This window comes from Alteracholeplasma palmae J233, assembly GCF_000968055.1.
GTDB lineage: Bacteria > Bacillota_I > Bacilli_A > Acholeplasmatales > Acholeplasmataceae > Alteracholeplasma > Alteracholeplasma palmae.
Genome location: NC_022538.1, coordinates 668150 through 691508 on the forward strand (window position 1 = coordinate 668150; position 23359 = coordinate 691508).

Genomic DNA, 23359 nt, shown 5'->3' on the forward strand with positions numbered 1-23359 from the left:
AGTATAATAAAAACAATTATAAGAGGTGTGAAATGAGAAAAATAGAAGAAAAAAATATCAAAGTATTAACAGAAAAGTATCAAGAAAAGAAAGTTCAAAATGCTCTAAAGACAGTATTAAATAGAGCAGAACTTCAAACAATTCTTTATAACCAAGAAAAAGAAAAACAAAATCAATTTAAGTTTTCAGTAGAAATCCCTACATTACCAGTAGCCAATCAAAAAATGAGTGGTAGATGTTGGATATTTGCAGGACTTAATGTTTTAAGAGAATATACCGCTAAAAAATTAAATGTATCAGAATTTGAATTTTCTCAAAATTATATTGCTTTCTGGGATAAATTTGAAAAAATTAATTATTTCATTGAAATCATGGATGATTTCTTAACTACTGATATAGATGATAGAACTTTACAACATCTATTACATATGGGAATTCAAGATGGTGGACAATGGGCAATGTTTGTCTCAGTTGTTGAAAAATATGGTGTGATGCCTAAAGAAGTAATGCCTGAAACATCAAGTAGTTCAAACACTAGAATCATGAATCAAGTAATTAATAGAAAACTAAGACAATATGCAGCTCTTTCAAGAAAAGCTAGTAAAAGCGAACTAGTAACCTTAAAAGAAAAGACATTAGAAGAACTATATACATTTTTAGTAACATGTTTTGGTATGCCACCTAAAATATTTAATTATGAATATGTTGATAAAGATAATCAATATCATTTAATAGAAAATTTAGATCCTAAAAAATTCTATAACGAATACACTGAACATAACTTAACTGACTATATCAGTATTATTAATGCACCAACTAAAGATAAACCATTTATGAAAACATATACTGTTCCATATTTAGGAAATGTTATTGGTGGGCAAGAAATTAAATATATTAATTTAAATATCAATGATTTTAAAAACCTAGTTATAAAACAACTTGAAAATAAAGATTTAGTATGGTTTGGTTCAGACGTTGCTTATGATGGAGACAGACAAGTGGGCTTCTGGGATGATCAAACATTTGATTATGAAAACTTATTTGAAATTGATGTAGACTTAGAAAAAGATGTATCACTTGATTTTGGCCATAGTATTCCAGGGCATGCAATGGTGATTACAGGAGTTAATCTTTTAAACGGGAAACCTAATCGTTTCAAAATAGAAAATAGTTGGGGAAATCAAAACGGTAATAAAGGATACTATGTATGTAGTGACTCATGGTTTAATAAATATGTATACCAAGCAGTTATTAAAAAAGAATTATTAACTCAGGAACAAAAGTTAGCATGGGAAGAAAAACCAATAGTCTTAAAACCATGGGATCCAATGGGAACATTAGCTAAATGAAATTCATAAAAGTCAAAGATATTAGTGGAAATGAAGTTATTTTAAATACAGCTACAATCAATAGAATACAAAAAAATTTCACATTTAGAAAAAAGAAAACAACTGAGACAACCTACCAAATTATTTCAGGTTCTGTTGCTACTTTTACAATAATTGACTACAAAACATATATGAAATTACTAGATGTCTTACAAGTAGAAGAAATAATATAAATCATAAAAGGGTAAGTTTCAATTGAGACTTATTCTTTTTTTTGATATAATAGCGTAGTTAAAGGGGCTGGAAAAATGAAAAAGTATTTTGTATTCTCAGATGCACATGGAAATTACGATGCAATGATAGAAGGATTTAAAAAAGCTAATTTTGATTCAGAGAATAAAGACCACTATTTAGTAGGTTTAGGAGATTTCTTTGATAGAGGCAATCAAAATGATTTAGTTTTAAACTATTTATTAGAAATGGATCGTAAAAATAAATTATATGCAATTAGAGGTAATCATGATGATTTTTTATATGACTTATTAGAAAATAAAAGTGATGGTAAGTTTCATGCATATTATCATGGTCTAGATAAAACAATTGAAAACTTATCAGGCATGCCAATATATAGTTTTTTTGAAAATAATTTAGAACATGTTAAAAAAATTAAAGAAAACTACCCCGACTTGATTTCATTACTTTCTAAAATGAAGGACCACTATGTGATAGGTAACTATATGCTGACACACGCTGGTTTTACTGAAAACAAAAGAGGATTTTGGGAAATATATAATATGTCAAATACAATTGATTTTATTAAAAAATATCCTTATGATGATTATATTCAAATCTTTGGACACTGGCACGCCAGTGATTTAAACAAAATATATTTAAATAAAAAGATGATAGGCGAACCTTTTATCTACAAAAATTTTATAGGAATAGATGCTTGTTCAATCAAAACCAATAAAATATTTATATTAGTTATAGAATTAGAAAATGGACATGCGAAAATAACTGATATCATCAAATAAGACTATGATATATCCTAAAAGTTATGTATAATAATAAAGAACTATGTATCCGTAGCTCAGTTGGTAGAGCATAACTTTCCGAAGGTTAGGGTCGCATGTTCAAATCATGTCGGATGCACCATGGAGGAATACTCAAGTGGCTGAAGAGGCGGGCTTGGAAAGCTCGTAGGCTGTCAAAGGCGCAGGGGTTCAAATCCCCTTTCCTCCGCCATCAAAGAGTTAATTGTTTGACACAATTGAAACATATTTACTTTCATGTTATATGGTAAAGTAAATAAAAGGATTAAACTATATTCTATTGGGATACAAAAATATAATTAAAATTTCAAAGGATGATGTAGCGTATGAAATTCGAAATAAGCGACTACAATATAGAAATACATAAATACTTAGATAAATGGATAGATGAATCGAAATATTTAAATGCTAGGTTAATAAATAAGTATGCCACATATAATGAACCAATCTCTAAAACATATAAATATTTTTTGGATAATCCATATGAAATGGCAAATATAAAATCATATATTAAACTTTTTATAAGCGAAGATGTTGTTTATGGTATTGTTGTATTTCACTATTATAACGAAAAGAAAAAGTTCTTTCTTGCAATCAACCCATTGGTAGTTAATCCTGAATTTATGAATCATGGAATTGGTTCTAAGCTATTAAGACAAATAGTCTTGCAAGCGCGAGAAATAGCAGGAGGGCATGTTGACATTGTTAAAGCAGATGTTGAAAATGCAAATATTGCATCTATGAAAATATTTGAAAAGATGGGATTTGCAAAAGAAATTAAAAATAATAATTTTATTGAGTATATTTATAATCTAACGGAAAAGTATTAATGCGATAATTGAAATAAACTCATCATAATGATAATATAAATTACCAGTGAAAGTTAGGGGGATAATAATGAATAATGAGTATTATGTAAAAGAAAGTAATAACATATTTGATGATAAATTAAAAGAAAAACAAAAAATAAAAACAATTACATATTTAGTTATGGTAGTAATGAATAATTTTTTTGCAAATTTATCATTTATTTTATTAGCATGCTTTACAGAATTTAGCAATCATTGGATAATAACAATTTTATTATTTATATGCCTGTCATTTATATCAATAAGGGATGAAAATATAAAAGAAAATAATAGTGAAGGTATAAGTAAAGGGGAAAAAATTTTAAGCTCAGGATATATTGTAGTTTCAGTAGTTACATCAATAGTTTATATTCTAATGTTCTTATTAGTAAATCAAACATCTTGGGTTTTCATTCCAGTTATATTTTTTATAAATTTTAATTATTTGCATAATCATCTTAATATTTAAATAAATATACTATATATTATAAAAAAAACAGGACTTTAAAATCCTGTTTTATTATTTTAAGGAAACAAATTAAACTCAAAATTAAATAATATATTACTAAAATTGCCATTTTCTAATTTAAGTTTTACCTCTTTTGATAATTCTGTTTGATCAGTAATAATGCCTGCTATATCTAACTGTAAGTAATAGGAGATATCACTTTCTGAATTGACATCCCATATAAAAAGAGATTTATTATATCTTCTAATATCAGATAAAACTTTTTTAGAAACAGAATAAGAACTCATTGAGTAGAAGTCTATATCATAATTTTTCAAGCCACCTAAGTTAAAACCTATAATATATCCTGTAGTTACATTTGGGTATTTTTCCTTTAATTTTAATATAATATTGATATCAAGTGATTGAAAAACTACATGATCTCTATAGTCTAATTCATCTAGAATCGCCATCATATCATCTATAAAAGTATCACTATCGTTTCTAGTTGTTTTTAATTCAATCATGATATCTTGATTAAGCTCTTTGGCAAGACTCATGTAATCATAAAAACTAGGTATCTTAGAACTAATACCTCTATGTCTTATTGTAGTATTTTCTAGTTCATTTAAAGTAAGTGAATTTACTCTTTTATCTATATTTGCTAAACGCTTTAAATTGAAATCATGGAAGACAACAATTTTTTTATCTTGGGTTTGTTGAATATCCATTTCAACATAATCAGGCTTATAAGTGCTTGCAATTCTTAAAGCATCTAAAGTATTTTCAATCGCTAGTACAGACTCACCTCTATGTGAAACAATTTTAGGATTACCAGTAAATTTAGGTATACTTGTTAGAAGAGAAGCAATGATAACTAATAAAACAAAACTTACTCCAAAAACACTATATCTTAATTTTTTATAATGAGAAAACTTAGGAAGTCTTAAGTCTTCTTTAATGACGGGAGTCTTATTTAAAACATTATAACTTACAACACTTATTTGGATAAGAAAAATGGTTGAAACAGATAATATAATAATATAACAGAAAGTTAAACCTTCTTGTAAAATATATTTAATCTCGCTGCTAAATGATGGAAATAAACTACTTAGCCAGTTGTATAATCCTAAATTAATTAAGTAACTTAACCCAATGAGTAAAAAAGGAATGACAGAAATAATCCCAACAATTACTAAAATTCTTAAACTATTTTTCTTTGTTTTTGCCCAACTTTTTTTCATGGAATCAAAAAACGATAAAGGTTCATTAGTGAAAATAACAAAAGTATAAAATAATCTAATATTCAAATAAAATGAAATTAAAATTAAAGTGTAATATAAAACAGTAAGTAATGTATTTTCGAAAAATGCTTCTACAATAAATTCAGGTAGATGAACTTTTGAAGTTAATCCTGATGACATACCGATATTGCCATTAGGCATAATAAGAAAAATATATACTAATAAAATAAGTAAATGCTTTAATTTGATCTTCTTTAAAGCAAGTAGAGGTTTTTTAAAAGAACTATTCTGGGTTTTATAATCAGTACTAGCATAATAATAAGTGATAGTTACTTGGAGAATAATGAGTATTACACTAATAATCACTACTAACAATAAAATGAGTACAGCAATCGGATTTTTAAACACTGCAGTAAAATTATCATTCGATATGCCGTCAATCTTAGCCGTTAGAAGTGCAATATTAAAAACATTTTTAATAATTTCATTCATTAATAAAATTAAGAAGAACTCAATTAAAATAGTTATAAACACATACCTAAAAAAATTCTTTTTAATGAGTGATAAACTTAACGAAAGTGTTTTTTTGATGTTTATTTTTTCCATAACTATCACCTACCTAAAATTATATTATGAACCATTGTTTTTAAATCATTAACTACAAATTCTTTAAACCAAGGATTGTTATTTTGCCATCTAAAATTAAGAGGGGATGGATGAACAATTGGAAAATATGTAGGTAAAAAACTTTTATAATTAAAAACAGTTTCTGTAAGAGAGCGATATTTATTCCCTAAGTAATACTTTTGGGCGTATGAACCTATAAGAATAGTTAAACTAATATCAGGCATTTGATCCATTATTCTTTTATGCCATAAGGGTGCAAATTCTTTTCTAGGAGGTAAGTCACCAGTCTTCCCTTTACCTGGATAATAAAAATCTAAAGGTAAAACTGCAAAAATGCCACTGTAAAATATTTCTTTAGACACTCCTAACCATTCGCGTAAGGTATCACCTGACTTATCAAGAAAAACCATTTCTTTTTCAGCAGTCTTTAGTCCTGGTGCTTGACCTATAATTAGTATTTTGGCTTTACTATTTGCCATATAAATAGGATTGATATTGTTCTTTGTATAAACCATATTAAGACTGTCTTTTTTGATTTCTTCGATAATTGATAAGATATTTTGATTGAATATTTCGTATTTCATAATACCACCCACTTATATAATAACATTAACGATAAAAATAATCATAAATAACAATTAATATAACGATAAAAATAACTTAATAAAAGGTTAGAAGAATTGACTTTACGCACTAATAAGTCTATAATACTAGTGTATGTAATAATAAACACTGATTATAAAAAGGAGATATAAAATGTTTAAACAAAATGTTATCAAACGCATCACAGATGTTGGTGTAGTAGCAGTAGTTCGTGCTGACAATGCAGAACAAGCAATCAAAATTTCAGAAGCATGTGTAAAAGGTGGAATTCCTGCCATTGAACTTACATTTACTGTTCCAGGAGCAGCAGACGTAATCAAAGAATTAGCAAAAGCATTCAAACCAGAAGATTTAATCTTAGGAGCTGGTACTGTATTAGACGCTGAAACTGCTAGAGCAGCTATTTTAGCAGGAGCTACATATATAGTTTCTCCAGGATTTGATTTAGCAACAGCTAAATTATGTAATAGATACCAAATTCCTTATATGCCAGGATGTTTAACAATTACTGAAATGTTAACAGCTATGGAAGCAGGAGTAGATATTGTTAAATTATTCCCAGGAAGCGCATTTGGACCAAGTTATGTTAAAGCAGTTAAAGGACCACTTCCACAAGCAAACATTATGCCTACAGGTGGCGTAAACATCGATAATATCGGTGAATGGATTAAAAATGGTGTTGTAGCAGTTGGTGTTGGTGGAGAATTAACAAGACCAGCAACTAAAGGTGACTTCGCAGGAGTTACTGCAAACGCTAAAGCATTTGTTGAAGCTGTTAAGAAAGCAAGAGCAGCTAAATAATAATGAGTAAGAAAAATCGTATTATTACCTTCGGTGAGATTATGTTAAGACTAACTCCTCCGGAATATAACACAATCGAAGGTGCTAGAAGTTTCCTCGCTAATTATGGTGGGGGAGAAGCAAACGTTGCTGTTTCACTATCAAAATTTGGTCATAATGCGTATTTTTTATCTAGATTGCCTGAAAATCAATTAGGTGATGGTGCTATAAAACATTTACGCGGTTATGGTGTAAACACTGAATATGTTGATCGTGGTGGCACAAATATTGGTATTTATTTTTTAGAACCAGGCTTTGGTGGTAGACCATCTAAAGTACTATATAACAGAAAGTACTCAGCGATTACATCTATCTATGCAGAAAAGTTTGATTTTGATGAAATATTCTCAAAAGCTAAATGGTTTCACTTTAGTGGAATTAACTTAGCACTAGGAGAAAATGTTAGAAAAGTCTTATTTGAAATGCTAGAAGCTACTAAAAAATACAATGTCTATGTAAGTTTTGACTGTAATTTCAGAAGTAAATTATGGAATGATACAGAAGAAGCAGCCCCAATATATCAACAAATCGCACCATATGTAGATCTTTTCTTTGCAAGTCCATATGATGCTGAAAAATTATTTGGTGTAACTAGAAACACAGATTTACCTGAAACAGAACAAGAAGAACAATTGTTACAAGACTTATTAAAAAAATATCAAGGAGATAAAGTTTTTGGTACAAAAAGAGAAATCTTCTCAGCAACTGATAATGCCCTATCAGCGTATTGTTACCAAGCAAATAAAGCATATTATGCTGCTCCTATAAGATTTAATATCTATGATAGAATCGGTGGCGGAGATGCCTTTGCCGCAGGTGTCATTCATGGATTATTAAACAATAAAAAAGAAGATTTATTCTATGCCTTAAACTTCGGTTTATCCGCATCAGTTCTAAAACATACTATTTGGGGTGATGCGTTAAATCTTGAAGAATCTGACATTCTTAATTTTATGAATAATAAAGATGGGAAGGTAATCCGATGATTGTCGATAAAATAAAAAACTTAGACTACTATGCAAGCATTCATCCAAACTTTAAAAAAGTAGTTGAATACATTAAAAATAATGATCTTCTAGCATTAGCACCAGGAAAACACGAAGTAGATGGAAAAGAAGTTTATCTATTAAGAGAAGACTACAATCCAAGACCACTTGAAGAATGCTATTTTGAAGGACATCAAAATTATGCAGATATTCAACTTGTTTTAGAAGGATTTGAATATATTGGATATCATAACGTTGATAATAAAGATAACGTAGTAGTAACTGCACCTTATAATCCAGAAAAAGATGTAGAAAAATATGATATTAAACATTTTGTTAAAGTTTATTTAAATCAAGATATGTTCGCTCTTGTTTTACCACAAGATCTACATATGCCAAAACTTACTACTGAATGTCATACATCAGTAAAAAAAGCAGTATTTAAAGTAAAAATAAAATAATATAAAATCTAGGGAGAAAATAAAAATGGCAAAAGTTGTTACACTAGGAGAAATCATGTTGAGATTATCAACACCTGGTCATCAAAGATTTGTACAAAGTAATTCATTTGATATCGTTTATGGTGGAGGAGAAGCTAACGTTGCTGTTTCACTTGCAAACTATGGTCATGAAGCATACTTCGTATCAAAATTACCAAAACACGAAATCGGACAAAGCGCAGTTGATGCTTTAAGAAAATATGGTGTTCACACTAACTTCATCGCTCGTGGTGGAGATAGAGTAGGTATTTACTACTTAGAAACAGGAGCTTCAATGAGAGCTTCAAAAGTTATCTATGACCGTGCTGATAGTGCAATCGCATTAGCAGATGTTAAAGATTTTGACTTTGACGCAATCTTTAAAGATGCTGACTGGTTCCACTGGTCAGGAATTACTCCAGCAATTTCTAAAAATGGAGCAGCTTTAACTAAAGCAGCTTGTATCGCAGCTAAAAAACATGGTGTAAAAGTATCAGTTGACTTAAACTACCGTAAAAAATTATGGACACCTGCTGAAGCACAAAGCGTTATGAGAGACTTAATGCAATATGTTGACGTATGTATTGGAAATGAAGAAGATGCAGAATTAACATTAGGATTCAAACCTAAAGGTGTAGATGTTACTAAAGGACATTTAGACTTAGATGCATATAAAGCAATTTTCAAAGAAATGGCTGAAACATTTAATTTTGAAATGGTTGCTACATCATTAAGAGAATCATTCTCAGCAACTCATAATGGATGGAGCGTATTGTTATTTGATGGTAAAGAATTCCACCATTCAAAACGTTATGAAATCAATCCAATTATTGACCGTGTTGGTGGAGGAGACTCATTCTCAGGGGGATTAATCCACGGATTATTAACTCGTAAACCAAAAGAAGCAGTTGAATTTGCTGCAGCTGCTAGTGCATTAAAACACACTATTCAAGGAGACTTTAACTTAGTATCAGAACAAGAAGTTGAAGCTTTAGCTGGTGGAGATGCTTCAGGACGCGTTCAACGATGAAAGAAAACCGATCTGTTAATCGCGTCTTAGACGTATTAGAATTAATTTCTCAACACAAAGAAGGATTAACACTCGGACAAATATATCGTATGCTTGACATTCCAAAAGCCACTGCATACGATTTTTTACAAACATTATACAAAGCCGATGCAGTTTACTATAAAGATCCAAGACTTAAAAACTATGTAATCGGATCTAAAATGTTTGCAATCGGTTCGGTGTATACCAAAAACTCTAACTTAATAGAAGCTGCTTCCTTTGAACTTAATACTTTTGCAGATGAATATGGGAAAACAGCTTTTATTAGTAAAAAGACAGATGAAAAAATAGTATATATATATAAATATCAGTCTCCAAACAGTTTAATCATCACACCAGAAGAAATAGGGACAACACTCCCTATAGATGATGACAGCCCAATTGGTACATGCTTTAGAATATTTAGCCTTGACTCTGATAACACATTAGATGAAAAAGAAAAAGAATTCTTTCAAAACGGATATGTTTTAAGTGATAAAAAACAAGGTAGAATATCAGTTATAGCTATACCAGTTAAAAACTTTGAAAATAGAGTTACTGGTGTCATTTCGGTGTCTGATCTTTTTGAAAAACCTGAATCTGAAGAAGTCATTAAAAATTTCTTAAAATTAGGTCAAAAAGTTTCTAAAAAATTAGGATATTTAGGTGAATAAAATGTTTAAATTAGGTGTAAGAGCACATGATATTGGAAAATATAGTGCAAAAGAATTAAGTGAACATGTTTTATCATATGGATTCGAAGGGGTTCAACTTGTCTTTAAGAAAGCTATTGATACTCCAGTTGATTTTAATGATTTAACAGAAATTAAAAAATATTTTGGAACGAAACCAGAAATATTTATGTTAGGCGCGTATTTTAACCCAGTTCATCCAGACTTAGAAATAAGAAATGAAGGAATTGAATACTTTAAAAGACAACTTGAAATAGCAAATTCACTGAATGCTAAATTTGTTGGAAGTGAAACAGGATCTCTTATGGGAACACCTTGGGGATATATGCCTGAAAATCACACTCAAGAAACTTTAGATAAAGTGATTGAAGTATTTAAAGATTTAAGCCTAACCGCTGAAAAAAATAATAGTTATATTGCAATTGAAGGGGCATACCCACATGTAGCCTCTACTCCTGAAAGAGTAAAAGAAATTGTTGATAAAATTAATAGTCCACACCTAAAAGTTACAGTAGATTTGTATAACTTTTTAAATCTAGAAAATTACGAAAACAGAATGGAAATTTTAGATAGATCATTAGCATTACTAAAAGAGCATATTGTTATTTTCCATTTAAAAGATTTTGTAATTGAGGGAGAAAAGTTAAAACAAGTTGGACTTGGCAAAGGACTTATGGACTATAAAGCCATTATTAAAAGAATTAAAGAAGAGGTACCAAGTGCCTATTTAATATTTGAAGGTGTTAAAAAAGAAGACCTTCAAGAAAGTTATGAACTAATATCTTCATTGATAAAATAAGGAGGAAAAAAAATGAAATTAGATGTTCGTTATAATAATCATCCAGAGGATTCAAAAAAATATGATACTGCTACTTTAAGAGAAAGATACTTAATCGAAAAAGTATTTGAAGCAGATGAAATTCTATTTACATATTCTCACCATGATAGAATTATTGCTGGTGGTATCATGCCTGTCAAAAAAGAGGTAGCTTTACCAGTTACTAAAGACTTAGGAACTGAATACTTCTTAGAAAGAAGAGAATTAGGTGTAATTAACATCGGTGGTGCTGGATATATCACTTTAGATGGTAAGAAATACGATATGATCTCAAAAGACGGATTATACGTTGGAAAAGGAATCAAGAATGTTACATTTGGTTCATTAGATCCAAAAAACCCAGCTAAATTCTATATTAATAGTGCGCCAGCTCACAAGGAATTACCAACTGTTCATATTCCATTTAAAAATGCGAACCCAAGAGAAGTCGGAGCTCCTAAAACATTAAACAAACGTACAATTTATCAATATTTAAACCCTGCAGTTTGTGAAACTTGTGCTCTACAAATGGGTATGACACAATTAGCAGAAGGAAGTTCATGGAACACTATGCCTTGTCATACACATGAAAGAAGAATGGAAGTTTACTTCTACTTTAACATGGATGAAAACACAAGAGTATTCCACTTAATGGGACAACCACAAGAAACAAGACATATCGTTATGTCAAATGAACAAGCTGTAATATCACCAAGTTGGTCAATTCACTCAGGATTTGCAACATCAGATTATACATTTATCTGGGGTATGACTGGGGAAAACCAAACATATGATGATATGGACTTTGTTGAAATGAAAGATTTAAAATAAAAAAATAGGAGGACTATTTATCATGAGTATTTTAGAAAAATTCAGTTTAAAAAATAAAGTAGCAATCGTAACTGGTTCATCTACAGGGCTAGGACAAGGTGTTGCTATTGCACTTGCACAAGCAGGAGCTGATGTTGCTGGTGTTGATTATGTTGATCAACCAGAAACAAAAGCTAAAGTTGAAGCACTAGGAAGAAAATATTTATCTATTAAAGCAGATTTAATTGCAAACGCTAATCCAGAATTCTTAAAAGGCTTAGTAGCTAATGTAGTTAAAGAATTTGGAAAAGTAGATATTTTAGTTAACAACGCAGGTATCATCAGAAGAGAAGATGCACTTAACTTCAGTGAAAAAGACTGGGACGATGTTATGGATATTAACATCAAAACAGTATTCTTCTTATCACAAGCAGTTGCTAACCAATATGTAGCACAAAAATCAAGTGGTAAAATTATCTCAATCGCTTCAATGTTAGCATTCCAAGGTGGAGTAAGAGTTCCATCTTACACAGCATCTAAATCAGGTGTTAAAGGTGTAACAATGTTAATGGCTAATGAATGGGCAAAATATGGCATTAATGCAAATGCTATTGCACCAGGATATATGGCAACTAATAACACAGCACAATTACGCGATGATGAAACACGTTCTGGACAAATTCTAGAAAGAATTCCTGCAGGTCGTTGGGGAACACCAGAAGATATCGCTGGAGCAGCAGTATTCTTAGCTTCAGAAGCATCAGACTATGTTAATGGATTTACATTGGCAGTTGATGGTGGATGGTTAGCTAGATAATTCTAGAAAGATAATCACATTTTATTAAATAAGATAGAATCAAAAAGGCACACTTCAAATATATATTTGGGGCTGTGCCTTTTTAATTTATCGTGTATATATATTTTTAATCAAAAAAAATATGATTTTTATAATAAATGGATTTAACATAATGAAAATTTAAAAAATAAATCTAAAATAGCACTCGATACTTGACATTGCCAAAAATATATATTACAATATAACTAGCAATCGAAAGTAATGAGTGCTAGCGAGGTGATAATTTGTTAACGGATAGACAAAAGTTAATATTAAAGGCAATTGTTGAGATATATGCAGAAGATGCTCAACCTGTTGGATCCAAAATATTAACTAACTTACCATACTTGGATTTCTCAAGTGCAACTATAAGATATGATATGGCACAATTAGAAGATCTAGGTTTCCTAGAAAAAACACACACTTCTAGTGGACGAATACCTTCACAAAAAGGCTATAAATACTATGTGAATCATTTAGTAACCAGAGACCAGGAAATATCTCAAATGTATCCTTTAATAGATGAAATATTTGCTAAATACAGTCTAGCGAAAGAACAAGCTATTAAAGAAGCCTTAGAACTCTTAAGTAATTTGACAAATTATACAGCAATGGCAGTAGGTCCTGATGTAGTTAAAACAAGTAAGATACAAAAAATTGATTTTATCCCATTAGATGAAATGAATGCTGTCATGTTGATTGTTACAAATCATGGACATGTTCAACATCAAAATATTAGTCTTTCTGAAAAAGATGAAGTGAATATGAATGATCTAAAAGAAGTTATCAAAACATTAAATGACTTACTTAAAGATAAATATTTATACGAAGCTTCTAATATTATCAAGGCTGAATTTGCAAAAGAAGAAATTGGAAAGTACATGAAGTATCAAAGCCAAATTGTAGAATCCTTTATTCAAGCCTTTGCGCAATTTGCATCAGATAATTTCTATTTATCAGGAGTGACAAATATATTTGAACAACCTGAATTTAACAATGTATCAACTATTAAAAGATTTGTTGATATGCTCGATAGAAGAGAATTAGTCAATTTAGTTGAATCAACTGATGGACTTACAATTAAGTTTGCTGATGATATGAAATTATTACCACTAGAAAATTACTCAGTTGTTTCCATACCTTATAAAATTAATGAGGAAGATAATGGGACGATTGCCATATTTGGACCAGCAAGAATGGAATACAAAAAAGTTATACCATTACTTGAATACATCGCAGTTAACTTAGCAAAATTATATAAAAAGTAGGGAGATGGCCATGGAAAAAGAAAATGACATCATAGATGAAAATATCCAAGAAGATATTGTAAAAGAAGAAACACCAAAAAAAGAAAAAAAGAAAAAAGAAAAAGAAATCATTGAAGGATTAAACCAAGAAATTGTTGAACTAAAAGATAAATTACTTAGAAATGCAGCAGAACTTGAAAACTTTAAAAAAAGAATTCAACAAGAAAGAATTAATGATAGAAAATATGCAGCAAGTAACCTTATTAATGACTTATTAGTTCCATTAGATCAATTTGCAAAAGTTGTTGAAATGAAAACAGATAACGAAGTTTTAAAAAACTTCTTAATTGGATTTAACATGATCAACGATCAATTTAAATCAATTTTAGAAACTGAAGGTGTAAAAGAGATAGATGCTTTAAATAAACCATTTGATCCAACACTACACTATGCAGTTGAAAAAGTTAACATATCAGATAAAGAAAATGGAATTAATGTTGAAGTACTTCAAAAAGGATATACATATAAAGAAAGAATATTACGACCAGCAATGGTAAAAGTAAATGAATGGAGTGAAAATAACAATGGCGAAGACAAATAAAATTATTGGTATAGACTTAGGAACAACAAACTCTGTAGTTTCTGTAATGGAAGGTGGAGAAGCAAAAGTTATTCCTAACGCAGAAGGTGGGAGAACAACCCCTTCAGTAGTTGCTTTTAAAGGTGATGAAATTATGGTTGGAGAAGTTGCTAAAAGACAAGCAATTACTAACCCAAATACAATCAGTTCAATTAAAAGACATATGGGTGAAAAAGGATATACTGTTTCAGTAAACGGTAAAAACTATACACCACAAGAAATTAGCGCAATGATCCTTCAAAACCTAAAACAAACAGCTGAAAGCTACTTAGGTGCAGAAGTTACTCAAGCAGTTATCACTGTTCCAGCATACTTTAATGACGCACAACGTCAAGCAACTAAAGATGCAGGTAAAATTGCGGGATTAGATGTAAAACGTATTATAAACGAACCTACAGCGGCTGCGCTTGCTTATGGTATTGATAAAGTAGACAAAGAACAAACAGTTCTAGTGTTTGACCTAGGTGGTGGAACATTTGACGTTTCAATTCTTCACTTAGCAGATGGAACATTTGAAGTTGCTTCAACTGCCGGAGATAATAAATTAGGTGGAGATGATTTTGATGATAAGATTGTAGAGTTCTTAACTGCAGAATTTAAAAAAGATCAAGGTGTAGATTTATCAAAAGATAAAATGGCTACACAAAGATTAAAAGATGCTGCTGAAAAAGCTAAGAAAGACTTAAGTGGAGTAACTACAACTCAAATCTCATTACCATTTATTACAATGAGTGATGCAGGACCATTACACTTAGAATATAACTTAACAAGAGCTAAATTCAATGAATTAACAAAAGACTTAGTAGAACGTTGTTTAGGACCAGTTAAACGTGCTTTATCTGACGCTAAATTAAGTGCTAATGATATTCACCAAGTTCTATTAGTAGGTGGTTCTACAAGAATCCCTGCTGTACAAGAACTAGTTAAAAAAGAATTAGGAAAAGAACCAAATAGAAGTGTTAACCCAGATGAAGTAGTAGCTATGGGTGCTGCTATCCAAGGTGGAGTTTTAGCAGGAGATGTTAAAGATATCTTATTATTAGATGTTACACCATTATCATTAGGTATTGAAACAATGGGAAATGTATTTACTAAATTAATTGAAAGAAATACAACTATTCCAACATCTAAGACACAAGTATTCTCAACTGCAGCAGATAACCAACCAGCTGTTGATATTCATGTATTACAAGGTGAAAGACCAATGGCTGCAGATAATAAAACATTAGGACGCTTCCAATTAACTGATATACCACCAGCACCACGTGGAGTACCACAAATTGAAGTAACATTTGATATTGATGCTAACGGTATTGTTTCAGTTAAAGCAAAAGATCTAGGAACTAAGAAAGAACATAAGATTACTATCTCAGGGTCTGGAGCATTATCAGATGAAGAAATTGAAAAGATGGTAAAAGAAGCTGAAGAAAATGCTGAAGCAGATAGAATTAAAAAAGAAAGCGCTGAAATAAGAAACGAAGCAGATAATTTAATTTTCCAAACTAAAAAAGCATTAGAAGACTTAAAAGATGATGTGGATGCTAGTGAAAAAGAAACTGTTGAAAAATCAATTGCTGAATTAGAAGAAGCCCTAAAAGGTGAAGATAACCAAGTAATTAAAGAAAAAACAGAAAAATTAACTAAAGATGCACAAGGTATTGCAGTTAAAGCATACGAAAAAGCTCAAAAAGAATCAGCACCACAAGATGAATCGGCAGAACAATCAAACGATAAAAAAGATGATGTAGTAGATGCTGATTTTGAAGAAAAATAAAAAATAAAATTATATAATAAGGGGCGCAAACTGTCCCTTATTATTCAGTTATGGAGTTAAATATGGCAGATAAAAGAGATTATTATGAAGTCCTTGGAGTTTCAAAGACTGCAAGCGCAGAAGAAATAAAAAAAGCATATAGACAATTAGCTAAAAAATATCATCCCGATATTTCTAAAGAAGAAAATGCAGAAGCGAAATTTAAAGAAGTTCAAGAAGCTTACGATGTTTTAGGAGACCAAGAAAAAAGATCAAACTATGATCAATTCGGACATGCAGGTGCACAAGGCGGCAATCCATTTGAAGGTTTTGGCGGTGGCTTTGGTGGTGCTGACTTCAGTGATATATTTAGTTCGTTTTTCGGTGGGGGAAGATCATCTCAACAAAATAGTAGACAAACTCAATATCGCGGTAATGACATTGAACGTATGATGACCATTGATTTCATGGAAGCTGTTTTAGGTTCTAAAAAACAAGTAGAAGTTGAAATTGAGCAAGACTGTGGACACTGCCATGGAACAGGTGCAGAAAATAAGAAAGACATTGAAACTTGTGATAAATGTCATGGTACAGGTGCAGTAAATGTAGAACAAAGAACTATGTTTGGTACTTTCAGAACGCAACAAGCTTGTCCAAAGTGTGGCGGAACTGGTAAACACATCAAAGAAAAATGTCATAAATGTTCTGGATCAGGCAGAGAAAAAGTTAAGAAAACAGTGGAAGTTAAGATACCAGCTGGTGTAGATACTAATATGACTTTAAGAGTTTCAGGATATGGTGAAGGTGGTAATCAAGGGGCTCCTTCAGGTGATTTGTATATCACCTTTAGAGTAAGACCGCATAAGATATTCAAGCGCGAAGGACAAGATATTATATTAGAAGTACCTTTAACATTCAGTCAAGCAACCCTAGGAACAACTATTGATATACCTACAATTTATGGTGATGTGAAAATGAAAATACCTGCCGGAACGCAAGCTGGGACCAAACTTCGTATGAAAGACAAAGGTATAGCAGATGTTAAATCTGGTAGAAAAGGTGCTCAGTATGTTATCGTTAGTCTAATAACACCAACAAATTTAACATCAGATGAGAAGAAACTATTTGAGCAATTGGATCAGTTAGATTCAACAAGAAAAAAATCTGCTTGGGATAGATTCAAAGATTTATTTAAGTAAAAATATATAAAAATCTAGTTTAATTGCCTATAAATAGGTAAAAATGACTAGATTTTTTTTATTTTAAATAAATATAAAATAAAAGATTCTACAATGAAAATGTGATAATAAAGGGATTTTTTGCTAAGTATAGAAACTAATGATTCTTATTTAGAAAGTTAAAGTAGAGATTACTAAAAATAAAATAAAAATACTATTGACATAATGTAAGCGTTTTAATATAATATAAATATAACGTGTACGTAAACGAAAGGGGCATAATGAAAACAACGATGAAAGATATTGCAAAATTAGCAGGTGTCTCTCAAGGAACAGTTGATAGGGTATTTAATAATAGATCGGGTGTAAATAAAGAGACAAAGGAATTAGTTTTAAAAATTGCTAAAGAGAATAATTATCAGTTTAATATGTATGCAAGAGCACTAGTCAATACAAATAAAAATTATAAAATTGGAGTAGTAATTAATTCAATCGGAAATGATTTTTTCGTAAATATTATAAAGGGAATGAAGGATAGTATAAAAACTTACGAACAAAATGGGCTGAGTTTAAATATTATAGAATTAAAAGGTTATGATGTAGAAGAACAAATAAAGGCAATTGAAAAAATAGAGTATAACAAGTGTGATGCACTCGTTATCACACCAATAGATGATCCGAAAATTAAAGAACAGCTAACAGAACTTAATATACCTATAGTAACCATCAATAATGATTTAGATGTAGAAAAATTAGCATTTGTGGGATGTGATTATTGGAATAATGGAGAACTTGCAGCCGACACTGCTTTATTTTTGAAAAATATTCAAAGTATTTTGATTGTAACTGGTTCTAATAAAATGTCTGGGCACAGATTGAGGGTTGAAGGTTTTATAAGTAGAATCAATGAAAATTTTAATGAAAAAAGTATTAATATCATAGAAGGTCAAGATGATGACATTGAAACCTATAAAAAAGTACGTGATTTATTAAGCACAAAGAGTATTGATCTAATCTACTTTGCTGCAGGTGGAATTATTGGTGGATTAAGAGCTGTTAAAGAAAGCAATAAAGAAATAAAAATTATTACAGTTGATGAAACACCATATGTTGTTTCAGAGATAAAAAAGAATAATATTATCGCAACTATTAGCCAACAGCCATACCTTCAAGGAAAGAAGGCTATTGAATTAGCAGTTCAACATTGCTTATTTAAAAGCATTCCTGAAGACAAAAATATTTTTTTAACGAGTAATATTAAATTATCAAGTTCAAACTTTAATTTAGAGGTGTAAGCCTCTATTTAAAGAACAAAAAACGTGTACGTACACGAAAACACGAAGCGAGGACCACATGAAAATTAAAAAGTATTTACTTTTAGACTTATGTTTAATTACATTACTAATGATCATAACTGAAGTAATCATAACTAAGACTGTTGTGAATGGTATGTTTGCTCAAGTGGGAACAGAAAAGCTGAGAAATGTTTCTACTTATTCGCTGAGTCTAGCACTATTGCTAGTTGGTTATACTAGATGGAAAAAAGCTTATTTAGCTTTATTTATACCATTGACACTATTAATGTTTATAGTCACATCTTTTAAGTTTGAGAATTTGATAATTATCGGACTTGGAAATTTAAGTTTATTTAGTTTCCTGATGATATATCCTAAAAAGAATAATTATAAGATAAAAGACTTAATAAAACTTGGAATATTATCATCGATATTTATAATTATTGGAAGAATACTTGGTTCTGTTATTTTGGGTCAAGATTTAATGATATCAATTATCTACTATATAGCAGTTGATATACTTGGAATGATTTTAACTCCTCTTATATTAGGGTTTGCATCAGGCATAGACTTAGTAGGTAATGTAGTAAAAAAAATACAAGTAGATCAAGAAAGGAAAGCAAAAAATGGACAGCAGTTTAAAGCAAATCTCTGAGATTAATTATGATGTCTTAGAAGAAATAGAAAAAAGTAAGTGGAAGCGTATTTTTAAGACAATGTATAAAGATTGGCAACTATATGTACTTCTTTTACCACTAATAGCATCTGTATTCTTATTTAGTTATTTACCAATGGAAGGAATTTTAAGAGCATTTCAAAAAACTTCTTATGGACCTAATGGAACATTCCAAGAATGGACAGGAGTAGTATCATTTCAATCACTTATTTCAGGTACAAATGCTGCTGACTTCTGGAGAGCTTTAAAAAATACATTTGTATTAAGCTTATATGGATTGATTTTTGGATTCCCAATACCTATTATTCTTGCAATACTATTTAGTGAAATTAGAAGTAATAAATACAGAAGTATTGTTCAGGTAGCTTCATACCTACCTAAGTTCATTTCAACAGTAGTTATTACAACAATGCTAATTTATATGGTACGACCTAATAATCAGTATGGTCAAGCCGGTATCATAGCAATGTTTTTAGAAAGAATGGGTTTAATTAAAGCAGCAACAGAAGTTAATTTGCTATCAGAATCGCAGTATTTTAGATCAATTTATCATATGTCAGGAATTTGGTCTTCTGCAGGCTATGGCTCAATTGTCTATTTCGCTGCTATCATGGGTATTAGTCCAACAAACTACGAAGCTGCAAAAATAGATGGAGCTAATAAGTTGGAGCAAATTCGATATGTGACTCTTCCTGGAATTATGCCAACCCTTACTATCATGCTTATCTTAAAAATTGGAGATATTTTAAGTGTTGGATATGAAAAAATACTACTTCTTTATAATGATGGAACAATGGAAACGGCAGATGTGCTAAGTACCTTTGTTTATAGGTTAAGAAATGAGTTTCCATCAATAGGGATTGCAGCAGATTTCTTTAATGCTGTAATTGGTATGTTCTTAGTTCTAGGTGCTAACTACATCAGTAGAAAAGTTTCTGAAACATCATTATTCTAAGGAGCAATTATGAAAAGACTAGATAAAACAGAAATTATATTTAAAATTATTGCCTATACTTTAACAACACTCTTTGCTATAGCAGCTATATATCCATTTATATATGTTATATCAGCATCTATTTCTGGGATTAAACCAGTTGATGGTGGAGAAATTGTATTACTTCCTAAAGAAATACAGTTTGAAGCAATTAACTATGTTATTTCTAATAAGATGTATTGGATTACATATGCTAACACATTATTTTATACATTTTTTGGAACAGTTTGGAGCATGTTTGTTTCGCTAACTGGTGCATATGCACTTTCAAAATCCAGATTATTATTTAAAAGACAAATTAATTTTTATTTAGTATTCACAATGTGGTTTAGTGCAGGGATGATTCCAACCTATTTAAATTTCATTAGACTTGGAGTAAATAGTAGATGGGGAATTGTCATTGGCACGGGTATCAATATATTTAATGTTATCTTACTTAAAAACTACTTCCAGGGTATTCCAAAGGAAATAGAAGAAGCAGCAACCATTGATGGAGCAAGTGAATTTCAATTACTTTCAGGAATCTATATACCGATGTCTAAAGCAGCAATTGCTACCGTTACATTGTTTTATGGATTAGGAAGATGGAATACATATTTTTGGAGTCGTATGTTATTAGAAGAAAGAACAGACTGGCCATTGCAAGTTTTCATGAGGGTATTTTTAGAAGATGCAGAGTCATTGGAAGGAGGGACAGTAGGAAATTTTTCTAATACCTCAGCTATATACGCAATGATAGTCTTTTCAATATTACCAATTATAATTATTTACCCATATATTCAAAAATATTTTGCTAAAGGCGTAAACGTCGGTGGCGTAAAAGAATAAAAGGAAGGTATAAAATGAAAAAAATATTTTCACTTGTTGTTGCAATATTACTAGGAATCACACTTGTTGCGTGTACTGAAGATAAAAAAGTAGATGATGTACAAACTATTAATGTAGCAATTAACAATAAAAAAGAAACGATTTTATATAAACAAGCAGATTCATATGTTGGACCAGATAATGTTACGTATACATATGGTCAATTGAAGCCAGTTTGGGCGGAAGTTCAGAAAAAATTAAATGTTAAACTAGTGGATAAAGCATCAGATAATGATGATGATTCATCACCCATGTTTAAAAGATTGTCTGAACTTAGTAAACCATTTGATGGCGTAGATGTATTAACTGGAAATAGTGCGGACTTTATTAATACAGGTCCTAAAAATTTAATTGTTCCATTAAGTGATCATCTTGCAAAAATGCCGAATTTAGCTAGATATTTAGATGAAAATCCAAATATAGAAAAGCAATTAAAGGCGGCAGACGGAAAAATATATCATACGCCATATGTTGACAGCTATGGTGATATTGTAAGTAATTTCATGATGAGACTTGATTGGGTTGAAAAACTATTAGATGATGAGTTACCTGCTGTAGGAAAAGATACTGCTATTTTACAAAGTACTTTTACACCAACCCTACCTGAGGCGCTTAACACTAAGATATTAGTGCCTAAAGCTGATGGCGCTGGAACAACCGAAGTTACTAAAAATTATACTCAAAATATTTTGACAGTTCAAAATAATCTATCTAATAAAACAGGACTAGAATTACTAAAAGCATTAAGAAACCATATAGATTCAACATATGGAGATACATATGCTAAAAGATCTGATTTATTTATTAGCTCACAGGCAGCTTATGATGCTGATGAATTAATCGCATTAATGAGAGTTGTGAAGTATAATCCTAAGTTTTTAACAAATGATAGAACAGAAAATATTACAGTATTTACTCCTAGAACAGGAAAAGGAACTGATCATAGATTAGTTGCTAGAATTGCCCAAATATGGGGTGTAAGAGGCGTTGAATCAAGTTTCCAATGGACTTGGGCAGATATTGAAGGGAAACTTCATGATGCAAGAGTAGAAGATGAAATGTATGTAGCGTTTGAAAGATTACATGCAATGTATAAAGAAGGGCTAATTCAAGAGGATTATGATAAAGGTTATAATAATGATTTAAATAGCGAGTGGAGAAAAGAGTTATTAACTCGTGGAAACATGTTTATGTCATATGATATACCTTCAACCTCAAGTGGTTTTGCAAAAGGTGATGAACTAACTGGTAGATATGAAACAGTGCTACCACCAGCAGTTAAGTGGAATACTGGAGAAACAAACGAATATGAATACTTCCACTTTACAGAATCAATTAATAACTTAAAAACTGGTGGATGGGGAATCCCAGCCAAAGCATTTAATGATAGTAGCCAAGAAAAAAGAGATAAAATCTTTGAACTGATGGATTATTTCTTTTCACAAGAAGGTTCAGATTTAATCAGTTTTGGTCCAGAAGCATGGCGTGATGGTAAATTTATTTATACAGATGGTAAAGAGTACGTTAAATTATCAGATAAGACAATTGCTGATATGCAAAATAACAATTTAAGATCATCTGGTAATTGGAGTAATTATATGCGTATGTATGTCGGAGCTACCTTTACAGTTGGACATTCAAGACCTGGTGCCTTAGCATATCAAAATTTAACAGAACAAGGTAAGAGTGGAGTAAATAGACTAGGTCTAGCCATTAAAGCAGGTACTTATAAGATTGCTACGTTTGATAAAGTAGATAATCCATGGTATATGGCATTACCATCAAGTTTTCCAATTTCACCAGATGAAGATGCATTTATGAAAGAGCATCAAGCACTTGTATTAAAAACACAATTTGGCTCAAATATACAGCCTAAATGGACTTTGTTGATTAAATATGGTTGGGGAGATCCAAAAACAAGTGAATGGGGAACTAAAAAAGATATTAGTGATGCTAGAAAAGAATTTGAAGATTATTGGCTAACTGTTTATCAAAAATATTATACAGAATTTTTCGGTAACTAAACATATTTGTATTAAAGAGAGGGACCTT

Annotated in this window: 24 protein-coding genes and 2 tRNA genes; 24 read left to right on the forward strand and 2 right to left on the reverse strand. The window is 30.5% G+C overall.

Annotation, left to right across the window (positions count from 1 at the left end; all coding sequences use genetic code 11):
• Nucleotides 1–32: 32 nt before the first annotated feature.
• The 7 genes from BN854_RS03120 (at nucleotide 33) to BN854_RS03150 (ending at nucleotide 3697) form a co-directional block, all read left to right on the forward strand.
• A complete protein-coding gene (locus BN854_RS03120; protein WP_026658092.1) occupies nucleotides 33–1349 on the forward strand; it encodes a C1 family peptidase in 1317 nt (438 codons plus the stop codon).
• Nucleotides 1346–1561, forward strand: a complete 216-nt coding sequence (locus BN854_RS03125) for a hypothetical protein (RefSeq protein WP_026658093.1) — start codon at nucleotides 1346–1348, stop codon at nucleotides 1559–1561. The genes BN854_RS03120 and BN854_RS03125 overlap by 4 nt, the downstream gene beginning before the upstream one ends.
• 75 nt (nucleotides 1562–1636) lie before the next feature.
• Nucleotides 1637–2362, forward strand: a complete 726-nt coding sequence (locus BN854_RS03130) for a metallophosphoesterase (RefSeq protein ID WP_026658095.1) — start codon at nucleotides 1637–1639, stop codon at nucleotides 2360–2362.
• Nucleotides 2363–2407: 45 nt separating this feature from the next.
• Nucleotides 2408–2483, forward strand: a tRNA-Arg gene (locus BN854_RS03135).
• A 1-nt stretch (nucleotide 2484) separates the two neighbouring features.
• Nucleotides 2485–2573: transfer RNA gene (locus tag BN854_RS03140), tRNA-Ser, on the forward strand.
• Between the two features lie 133 nt (nucleotides 2574–2706).
• On the forward strand, nucleotides 2707–3210 hold the full coding sequence (locus BN854_RS03145) for a GNAT family N-acetyltransferase (RefSeq protein ID WP_026658096.1): 504 nt from the start codon (nucleotides 2707–2709) through the stop codon (nucleotides 3208–3210).
• 67 nt (nucleotides 3211–3277) lie between these two features.
• The gene (locus tag BN854_RS03150) at nucleotides 3278–3697 is read left to right on the forward strand and encodes a hypothetical protein (protein ID WP_026658100.1); all 420 of its coding nucleotides are present in this window, start codon (nucleotides 3278–3280) and stop codon (nucleotides 3695–3697) included.
• 56 nt (nucleotides 3698–3753) lie between these two features.
• On the opposite strand, the gene BN854_RS03155 is transcribed toward BN854_RS03150, so the two are convergent.
• Both BN854_RS03155 and BN854_RS03160 read right to left on the reverse strand, forming a co-directional pair.
• Nucleotides 3754–5526: a glycerophosphodiester phosphodiesterase gene (locus BN854_RS03155; RefSeq protein ID WP_026658107.1), complete on the reverse strand. Its 1773-nt coding sequence runs from the start codon at nucleotides 5524–5526 to the stop codon at nucleotides 3754–3756.
• 5 nt (nucleotides 5527–5531) lie between these two features.
• Nucleotides 5532–6131: a uracil-DNA glycosylase family protein gene (locus BN854_RS03160; RefSeq protein WP_026658108.1), complete on the reverse strand. Its 600-nt coding sequence runs from the start codon at nucleotides 6129–6131 to the stop codon at nucleotides 5532–5534.
• Nucleotides 6132–6303: 172 nt separating this feature from the next.
• On the opposite strand from BN854_RS03160, the gene BN854_RS03165 reads away from it, so the two are divergent.
• The 17 genes from BN854_RS03165 to BN854_RS03245 all read left to right on the forward strand — a co-directional run bounded on the left by BN854_RS03165 (nucleotide 6304) and on the right by BN854_RS03245 (nucleotide 23331).
• On the forward strand, nucleotides 6304–6951 hold the full coding sequence (locus BN854_RS03165; RefSeq protein ID WP_026658111.1) for a bifunctional 2-keto-4-hydroxyglutarate aldolase/2-keto-3-deoxy-6-phosphogluconate aldolase: 648 nt from the start codon (nucleotides 6304–6306) through the stop codon (nucleotides 6949–6951).
• A gap of 2 nt (nucleotides 6952–6953) precedes the next feature.
• The gene (locus BN854_RS03170; RefSeq protein ID WP_026658112.1) at nucleotides 6954–7976 is read left to right on the forward strand and encodes a sugar kinase; all 1023 of its coding nucleotides are present in this window, start codon (nucleotides 6954–6956) and stop codon (nucleotides 7974–7976) included.
• Nucleotides 7973–8437 carry a NanQ anomerase/TabA/YiaL family protein gene (locus tag BN854_RS03175; RefSeq protein WP_026658114.1) on the forward strand — a complete coding sequence of 155 codons (465 nt, stop codon included), beginning with the start codon at nucleotides 7973–7975 and terminating at the stop codon, nucleotides 8435–8437. The genes BN854_RS03170 and BN854_RS03175 overlap by 4 nt, the downstream gene beginning before the upstream one ends.
• A 25-nt stretch (nucleotides 8438–8462) precedes the next feature.
• Nucleotides 8463–9485, forward strand: a complete 1023-nt coding sequence (locus BN854_RS03180) for a sugar kinase (protein WP_026658121.1) — start codon at nucleotides 8463–8465, stop codon at nucleotides 9483–9485.
• Nucleotides 9482–10177 (forward strand): IclR family transcriptional regulator, encoded by a 696-nt coding sequence (locus tag BN854_RS07450; protein WP_026658129.1) that lies wholly within the window; start codon nucleotides 9482–9484, stop codon nucleotides 10175–10177. The genes BN854_RS03180 and BN854_RS07450 overlap by 4 nt, the downstream gene beginning before the upstream one ends.
• Before the next feature lies 1 nt (nucleotide 10178).
• Nucleotides 10179–10994 (forward strand): sugar phosphate isomerase/epimerase family protein, encoded by an 816-nt coding sequence (locus BN854_RS03190; protein WP_026658134.1) that lies wholly within the window; start codon nucleotides 10179–10181, stop codon nucleotides 10992–10994.
• A 12-nt stretch (nucleotides 10995–11006) separates the two neighbouring features.
• Nucleotides 11007–11843 (forward strand): 5-dehydro-4-deoxy-D-glucuronate isomerase, encoded by an 837-nt coding sequence (gene kduI, locus BN854_RS03195; RefSeq protein WP_026658141.1) that lies wholly within the window; start codon nucleotides 11007–11009, stop codon nucleotides 11841–11843.
• Between the two features lie 22 nt (nucleotides 11844–11865).
• The gene (gene kduD, locus BN854_RS03200) at nucleotides 11866–12639 is read left to right on the forward strand and encodes a 2-dehydro-3-deoxy-D-gluconate 5-dehydrogenase KduD (protein WP_026658147.1); all 774 of its coding nucleotides are present in this window, start codon (nucleotides 11866–11868) and stop codon (nucleotides 12637–12639) included.
• A 263-nt stretch (nucleotides 12640–12902) separates the two neighbouring features.
• Nucleotides 12903–13925 (forward strand): heat-inducible transcriptional repressor HrcA, encoded by a 1023-nt coding sequence (gene hrcA / locus BN854_RS03205; protein ID WP_026658150.1) that lies wholly within the window; start codon nucleotides 12903–12905, stop codon nucleotides 13923–13925.
• 10 nt (nucleotides 13926–13935) lie between these two features.
• Nucleotides 13936–14505, forward strand: coding sequence for a nucleotide exchange factor GrpE (gene grpE, locus BN854_RS03210; protein ID WP_026658158.1), 570 nt, complete (start codon nucleotides 13936–13938; stop codon nucleotides 14503–14505).
• Nucleotides 14489–16318: a molecular chaperone DnaK gene (gene dnaK / locus BN854_RS03215; RefSeq protein WP_026658165.1), complete on the forward strand. Its 1830-nt coding sequence runs from the start codon at nucleotides 14489–14491 to the stop codon at nucleotides 16316–16318. The genes grpE and dnaK overlap by 17 nt, the downstream gene beginning before the upstream one ends.
• Nucleotides 16319–16380: 62 nt before the next feature.
• Nucleotides 16381–17496 carry a molecular chaperone DnaJ gene (gene dnaJ, locus BN854_RS03220; protein ID WP_026658174.1) on the forward strand — a complete coding sequence of 372 codons (1116 nt, stop codon included), beginning with the start codon at nucleotides 16381–16383 and terminating at the stop codon, nucleotides 17494–17496.
• A gap of 236 nt (nucleotides 17497–17732) precedes the next feature.
• The gene (locus tag BN854_RS03225; protein ID WP_269447599.1) at nucleotides 17733–18770 is read left to right on the forward strand and encodes a LacI family DNA-binding transcriptional regulator; all 1038 of its coding nucleotides are present in this window, start codon (nucleotides 17733–17735) and stop codon (nucleotides 18768–18770) included.
• A gap of 58 nt (nucleotides 18771–18828) precedes the next feature.
• Nucleotides 18829–19425 (forward strand): hypothetical protein, encoded by a 597-nt coding sequence (locus BN854_RS03230; RefSeq protein WP_026658188.1) that lies wholly within the window; start codon nucleotides 18829–18831, stop codon nucleotides 19423–19425.
• The gene (locus BN854_RS03235; protein WP_026658189.1) at nucleotides 19397–20401 is read left to right on the forward strand and encodes an ABC transporter permease; all 1005 of its coding nucleotides are present in this window, start codon (nucleotides 19397–19399) and stop codon (nucleotides 20399–20401) included. Before BN854_RS03230 ends, BN854_RS03235 begins: the two co-directional genes overlap by 29 nt.
• Nucleotides 20402–20410: 9 nt before the next feature.
• A complete protein-coding gene (locus BN854_RS03240; protein WP_026658190.1) occupies nucleotides 20411–21268 on the forward strand; it encodes a carbohydrate ABC transporter permease in 858 nt (285 codons plus the stop codon).
• A gap of 14 nt (nucleotides 21269–21282) precedes the next feature.
• Nucleotides 21283–23331, forward strand: coding sequence for a type 2 periplasmic-binding domain-containing protein (locus BN854_RS03245; RefSeq protein ID WP_026658199.1), 2049 nt, complete (start codon nucleotides 21283–21285; stop codon nucleotides 23329–23331).
• The last annotated feature ends 28 nt before the right edge of the window (nucleotides 23332–23359 follow it).

What these genes read in the sequence shown, in the direction of transcription:
- BN854_RS03120 (WP_026658092.1), top strand. Translation starts at nt 33, where the DNA reads ATGAGAAAAATAGAAGAAAAAAATATCAAAGTATTAACAGAAAAGTAT.
- BN854_RS03125 (WP_026658093.1), top strand. Translation starts at nt 1,346, where the DNA reads ATGAAATTCATAAAAGTCAAAGATATTAGTGGAAATGAAGTTATTTTA.
- BN854_RS03130 (WP_026658095.1), top strand. Translation starts at nt 1,637, where the DNA reads ATGAAAAAGTATTTTGTATTCTCAGATGCACATGGAAATTACGATGCA.
- BN854_RS03145 (WP_026658096.1), top strand. Translation starts at nt 2,707, where the DNA reads ATGAAATTCGAAATAAGCGACTACAATATAGAAATACATAAATACTTA.
- BN854_RS03150 (WP_026658100.1), top strand. Translation starts at nt 3,278, where the DNA reads ATGAATAATGAGTATTATGTAAAAGAAAGTAATAACATATTTGATGAT.
- BN854_RS03155 (WP_026658107.1), bottom strand. Translation starts at nt 5,526, where the DNA reads ATGGAAAAAATAAACATCAAAAAAACACTTTCGTTAAGTTTATCACTC.
- BN854_RS03160 (WP_026658108.1), bottom strand. Translation starts at nt 6,131, where the DNA reads ATGAAATACGAAATATTCAATCAAAATATCTTATCAATTATCGAAGAA.
- BN854_RS03165 (WP_026658111.1), top strand. Translation starts at nt 6,304, where the DNA reads ATGTTTAAACAAAATGTTATCAAACGCATCACAGATGTTGGTGTAGTA.
- BN854_RS03170 (WP_026658112.1), top strand. Translation starts at nt 6,954, where the DNA reads ATGAGTAAGAAAAATCGTATTATTACCTTCGGTGAGATTATGTTAAGA.
- BN854_RS03175 (WP_026658114.1), top strand. Translation starts at nt 7,973, where the DNA reads ATGATTGTCGATAAAATAAAAAACTTAGACTACTATGCAAGCATTCAT.
- BN854_RS03180 (WP_026658121.1), top strand. Translation starts at nt 8,463, where the DNA reads ATGGCAAAAGTTGTTACACTAGGAGAAATCATGTTGAGATTATCAACA.
- BN854_RS07450 (WP_026658129.1), top strand. Translation starts at nt 9,482, where the DNA reads ATGAAAGAAAACCGATCTGTTAATCGCGTCTTAGACGTATTAGAATTA.
- BN854_RS03190 (WP_026658134.1), top strand. Translation starts at nt 10,179, where the DNA reads ATGTTTAAATTAGGTGTAAGAGCACATGATATTGGAAAATATAGTGCA.
- kduI (WP_026658141.1), top strand. Translation starts at nt 11,007, where the DNA reads ATGAAATTAGATGTTCGTTATAATAATCATCCAGAGGATTCAAAAAAA.
- kduD (WP_026658147.1), top strand. Translation starts at nt 11,866, where the DNA reads ATGAGTATTTTAGAAAAATTCAGTTTAAAAAATAAAGTAGCAATCGTA.
- grpE (WP_026658158.1), top strand. Translation starts at nt 13,936, where the DNA reads ATGGAAAAAGAAAATGACATCATAGATGAAAATATCCAAGAAGATATT.
- dnaK (WP_026658165.1), top strand. Translation starts at nt 14,489, where the DNA reads ATGGCGAAGACAAATAAAATTATTGGTATAGACTTAGGAACAACAAAC.
- dnaJ (WP_026658174.1), top strand. Translation starts at nt 16,381, where the DNA reads ATGGCAGATAAAAGAGATTATTATGAAGTCCTTGGAGTTTCAAAGACT.
- BN854_RS03230 (WP_026658188.1), top strand. Translation starts at nt 18,829, where the DNA reads ATGAAAATTAAAAAGTATTTACTTTTAGACTTATGTTTAATTACATTA.
- BN854_RS03235 (WP_026658189.1), top strand. Translation starts at nt 19,397, where the DNA reads ATGGACAGCAGTTTAAAGCAAATCTCTGAGATTAATTATGATGTCTTA.
- BN854_RS03240 (WP_026658190.1), top strand. Translation starts at nt 20,411, where the DNA reads ATGAAAAGACTAGATAAAACAGAAATTATATTTAAAATTATTGCCTAT.
- BN854_RS03245 (WP_026658199.1), top strand. Translation starts at nt 21,283, where the DNA reads ATGAAAAAAATATTTTCACTTGTTGTTGCAATATTACTAGGAATCACA.